The 4,564-nt window shown below is 51.3% G+C and carries 4 protein-coding genes; all 4 read right to left on the bottom strand.

What is annotated here, in order from left to right:
• Window positions 1-249 precede the first annotated feature (249 nt).
• A complete protein-coding gene (locus QZP87_RS06955; protein WP_291322195.1) occupies window positions 250-1,074 on the bottom strand; it encodes a MotA/TolQ/ExbB proton channel family protein in 825 nt (274 codons plus the stop codon).
• A gap of 336 nt (window positions 1,075-1,410) precedes the next feature.
• Entirely contained in the window at window positions 1,411-2,082 is a 672-nt protein-coding gene (locus QZP87_RS06960) for an OmpA family protein (RefSeq protein ID WP_291322196.1), read from the bottom strand.
• A 678-nt stretch (window positions 2,083-2,760) separates the two neighbouring features.
• Window positions 2,761-3,258 carry a 4Fe-4S dicluster domain-containing protein gene (locus tag QZP87_RS06965; RefSeq protein WP_291322197.1) on the bottom strand — a complete coding sequence of 166 codons (498 nt, stop codon included), beginning with the start codon at window positions 3,256-3,258 and terminating at the stop codon, window positions 2,761-2,763.
• A 2-nt stretch (window positions 3,259-3,260) separates the two neighbouring features.
• Window positions 3,261-4,358 carry an FAD-dependent oxidoreductase gene (locus QZP87_RS06970; RefSeq protein ID WP_291322198.1) on the bottom strand — a complete coding sequence of 366 codons (1,098 nt, stop codon included), beginning with the start codon at window positions 4,356-4,358 and terminating at the stop codon, window positions 3,261-3,263.
• Window positions 4,359-4,564 lie beyond the last annotated feature (206 nt).

Raw genomic sequence — 4,564 nt, forward strand, 5'->3', positions numbered from 1 at the left:
CGAATGAAAACAGGTCGTTGCATTGTGATGTCATACCGGCGAAAGCCGGTATCCAGGAATACTGCCCGGAGTTATTGAGAAGTTACCTACATTTTCCTTGAAAACAAGTTCGGTGAGAGCCGGTCCCCCTCCGGGCTGTATGCCTCCGGGCAGGAAGCCATGCCGCTTGCAAAGCGCTGATGTGAATCATAATCAGCAGGAAGTGAAAAGTAAAGAGATGAATTATAAGGTTTTAACTTCACAGCCGGGTTATTGACCTTCCACCCGGGCCTTCATGCCCTCATTCCTGATGGAGGAATTGATCCGCCTGAAGGCTCCGCTGTCCTCCACCCGAAGTTCAGGTTCTGAGGCCATAGAATTCAGCATGCGCTGCAACTTCAAAAAGTCAGTTCCGCGCTGCATGTTGATCATGGCACACATGACCATTTCGCGTTCTCGAATCTCTTTTTCCTTCTCCTGACGCATTTTTTCAGCCACCGGCAACAGGAGAAAATTGGCCAGCACAATACCGTAAAGGGTGGATATCAGGGTTACAGGAACATTTTTCAGGATCAGGCTGGTTTCCTCTATGCCCATCAGCAGACCCACCAGGCCGATGACGCTTCCAGCCACCCCGAATGACGGTGCGTAAGTCGCCATATTCCTGAATATCTTTTCCAGTTCCTGCCGGGATCGGCAATGAGCCTGGGCATCTGAACCCATAATTTCGCGGATCTCAGCTTCGCTGTAGCCGTCTTTTACCAGTTCCAGCCCCTTGGAGGCGACAGGGTAGATTTCCTTTACGCTGCCTGGGCTGATGATGCCATGTCTGCGGTGCAGGTGTCCCAGGCTCATTAAGGTGTCGATGAGCTTTTTTTCGCGTCCATGGTCCTGTCTGTATGCCCGGGAGGCAAAGCCCAGGGCTTTCTTGAGCCTTCCGGGGCCGGAACTTAGAAGCCCTGCCCCCAAGGTGCCTGATGTCACCACCAGAAAGGCGGTGGCGTTAAAATAGATGGAAGCCTCGCCGGCCAGAAAAAACGCTGAAACGAAGAGCATAAAGCAAATCAGAGCTGCTGTCAGAGTTCTATTTATCATGACTGACTCCTGAGTCAAAGTATTGGATTGTCTGTCTAACGCTGGCTTTGCCCGCAACCCAGAAACATATTCTCAGGCAAAGGCCCCCCAGTTAAATGGCTCCGCCTTCACTTCGTGAATTCAACCGGGGCGGCTTTGCGGTTCAAAATTTTCTTGTTTTTTATGACAGGGTTTCAGGAGTATATCACTAGCACTACAGCGAAACTTATAAAATTATTATAACCTATCTCAATTGGGGACAGGCACTTTTGCCGGTTGACAACTTGCCATTGCTCCAAAAAATCGGCGGCAAAAGAGCCAGTCCCCAGAGGCCAATTTATAAGTTTCGCTGTAGGGCTAGGAACCCAGGATACTTATTTCCACCCGTCTGTTGAGTTCACTGCCAATAAGGGAGTTTTCCGGCACTTTCGGCCTGGGAGTTCCGTGTCCCTGAATGACCAGATTTTCCTGCCTCAATCCCTGGAACTGGGCCAGCTTTTCTCCGATGCGGGCTGCACGCAAGGCGGATATCTCAAAAAGGCTCCGGCCGTCCTGCAACCGGCTCTCCATGCTGTCTGTAAAGCCGGCCACCATAACCTGTCCCTGGGCCAGTGAAACAATCTCAGCAATCTGTTGCAGATACAGATCTGATTCAGAGTTGAGATTTGCACTGCCAGGACTGAAAAAAATCTCACCGAAAAGCGAGATGAGCACATTGCCTTGATCCGTAACGCCCACCCGGACAGGTCCTCCTGGGTTGTGCAGAATATCCCGGGCCTGGAGGTACAACCCTTCGAGTTTCAGATCGCTTCCCTGTTCATGTACGGCCTGGTTCCAGGGCAGAGCATGCTGTACTGGTACTTTGACCATGGTCTCACGGGCATGAAACACAAAGAGCACCAGAAACAGGATGAACATGACAAGCATGAGATCTGACCAGGGTACCGCCCAGGAACCTTTTCCGGCAGGACTTTCCTCTGCACCTGGAAGGCTGAAAAGGGCAAATGACGTGTCATTTTTTTGCAACATGGGGATCTCCTGGTATAATATTCCGCTGCATCACATTAAGGGAATCAGCCTGTTTTTTGACAGGGGGTATCTGTTCAGCCTTTATTGGGAAAACAGGGGACAGGCAACAAGCCCGCACTAATTATTCTGAAGTAAGATTTGCAGATACATAACAGTATACGTAACCATTCAGGGGATGCCATCGGCCCGGGGACAGTCCCCGTGACATAAAATTGGGTTACGGCCAAAGTGTACTTCTGTCGGAAATAATCGGCAAAATCCGGTCAGGTTAAACTATATTTGCAATAATTAGACCATGATTCAGGGGTGGGCAGGGACCTTTTCCGGGGTAACCATTCAGGGGGCTGCCCAAACCGGCCCGGGGACAGTCCCCGCGACACCTTTTCTCTCACAAATACAAAAATTACAGACGCGAAGTTTTGTAAACCTGCACAGTCAGTACTTAGCGAGGGACAGTCCCCAGGCCTTGTGCCAGTAATCAATAACGAGACCCGCTGAATGGTTATTTTTTTGGGTGAATGCTTGCCCCTCAGGCCTGGAAGACCAATGGGCTGGATGCGGAGCAGGAAGCCGGCCCGCAGGCACGGTCCGTACGTGCAGGAAGCGGCGCATGGTGCCATAGATGGGTTGCGGGCACAGTCCGCGTCAGGAATAATGTGTGGATTTCTGACCTGCTGATCAGGTTGTGGGGCATTCAGGGCAAATTATGTGCCGGCGTACCAGCTCCCAGGCTTGCCTGGATTCAGGGGTTTTGACTTTTTCCAGGTCTTTGCGGTCCAGGAGCATCAGGGCATCGCAGGGACACATGGAAGCACAGGCCGGCCCCAGGCCTCCGCGATCCAGACATAGATTGCACTTGGTAATAGGGGTTTGCCGGGTGCCGGTGCAGACCATGGCTACATAAGGACAGGCCAGCAGGCAGTTCTTGGTGGCGCATTCACTACACAAATCCTGGTTTAAAAGAACCGCACCTGTATCTGCGTCCCGGTACAAAGCATTTTTGTTACAGGCTTTCATGCACTTTGGTTTTTCACAGTGCTGGCAATAAAGAGGTACCCACCATCCGTCTGTAGTCCGGGTCATGAGGATCCTGGGGTACTGGTGAACAAACCTGCAAACGGATTCACATGTTCCGCATCCAATGCACTTGCTGTAATCCAGATAAAGTGTCTGCATGGTTATCTCAAATCCTCCCTTTGAATGACTTCGCCCTGGAATTCATCCAGACGTCCCTGAGATTTGAGAGTGAGCCACTGGTCCAGTGATCTGGCTGCCTTAAGCCCGCTATAGACAGCCTTGCCTATTCTGCTGGGTCCAATCAATACGTCGCCGGCTACAAACACAGATTCCAGACTGGTCATCTGCAGCCACTTGACTTCCCCCTTGCGCACCTCATCCAGGCCAAGATCATGAGCAAAGGGGGGGGTGCCCATTTCACCGATGGCTGTTACCACTATGTCGGCCTTAATCTCGAAGCCGGCACTTTCTTTGACTTCCAGCCGGCACTTTCCCTGGGCATCGGGTCGGGACATGGCGCAGGGGGCGACTTTTACGGCCTCAACCCTGTCAGTGCCGATGATTTCCAATGGGGCGGCATGTTCCATGCACTCGGTACCTTTTTTTTCCAGCATATTGAATTCCATGCTCCCGCAAGGGGCCTCTTCCCGGCTTCTGCGGTAAATAAGCCGAACCTGCTCTGCTCCCTCGGAAAGAGCAGCATGAACTGCATCCACAGCGGTAAAACCGGCTCCAATGACCACTACCTTTTTGCCCTTGATGCGGGGTACTTCCATATTAGAGATCTCATACCCGGCAGCACGTACAGGAAATAAAAATTCCAGTCCAGAATACACACCAGGCAGATCATTCCCGGGAATATTCATGCGTCTCGATTTCCAGGTACCTGTACAGATAAGTACAGCGTCGTTGTCCTCCACCCGGCCACCAAGACTTTTGTAAGTGTAGGCCATGTCGTCCCCGGTTTCCTGGTGCATGGGCTCTGAGCCGCAAATCTTGGTACGGAGTCTGAAAACCACACCGAAATCTTTTTCGAGCTTTTCCACCCCCCGGGCGATATTCTCCGGAGGAATGCGGTGGCCTGGAATACCAAAGACCATAAGTCCGCCCGGCCTGGGCAGCTTGTCGTATACTTCCACTTTGTACCCGGCACAGGCCAGGTAGCCTGTAGCTGCCAGCCCGGATGGTCCGGAACCAATTATGGCTACTTTGCGGCTGTTGTGCTCAGGTCTTTCTGAACAAAGAAATGTAAAATCCATGACAGTTAAGTTTCCGTTTATGTATCTGTTCAGTGGAATGAATTTTTACGTCCTGTTTGCAAAGTTCCCGGACCATGGTGAATAGTTTCATAATTTTAGGCGCTTAGCACAAATCTCGAACAAACATGTTGTTTCATTTTTAAAAAAAGCCAAGAGGTTATGCCCACGGAACACACGGAAGGGCACGGAAGTTTTACCTCTCGTTC

The organism is Desulfonatronospira sp. (genome assembly GCA_003563255.1).
In the GTDB taxonomy this organism is placed as follows: domain Bacteria; phylum Desulfobacterota; class Desulfovibrionia; order Desulfovibrionales; family Desulfonatronovibrionaceae; genus Desulfonatronospira.

Bases quoted from the DNA above. Each gene is read 5' to 3' on its own strand.
- QZP87_RS06955 (WP_291322195.1), bottom strand. From the start codon at position 1,074: ATGATAAATAGAACTCTGACAGCAGCTCTGATTTGCTTTATGCTCTTC.
- QZP87_RS06960 (WP_291322196.1), bottom strand. From the start codon at position 2,082: ATGTTGCAAAAAAATGACACGTCATTTGCCCTTTTCAGCCTTCCAGGT.
- QZP87_RS06965 (WP_291322197.1), bottom strand. From the start codon at position 3,258: ATGCAGACACTTTATCTGGATTACAGCAAGTGCATTGGATGCGGAACA.
- QZP87_RS06970 (WP_291322198.1), bottom strand. From the start codon at position 4,358: ATGGATTTTACATTTCTTTGTTCAGAAAGACCTGAGCACAACAGCCGC.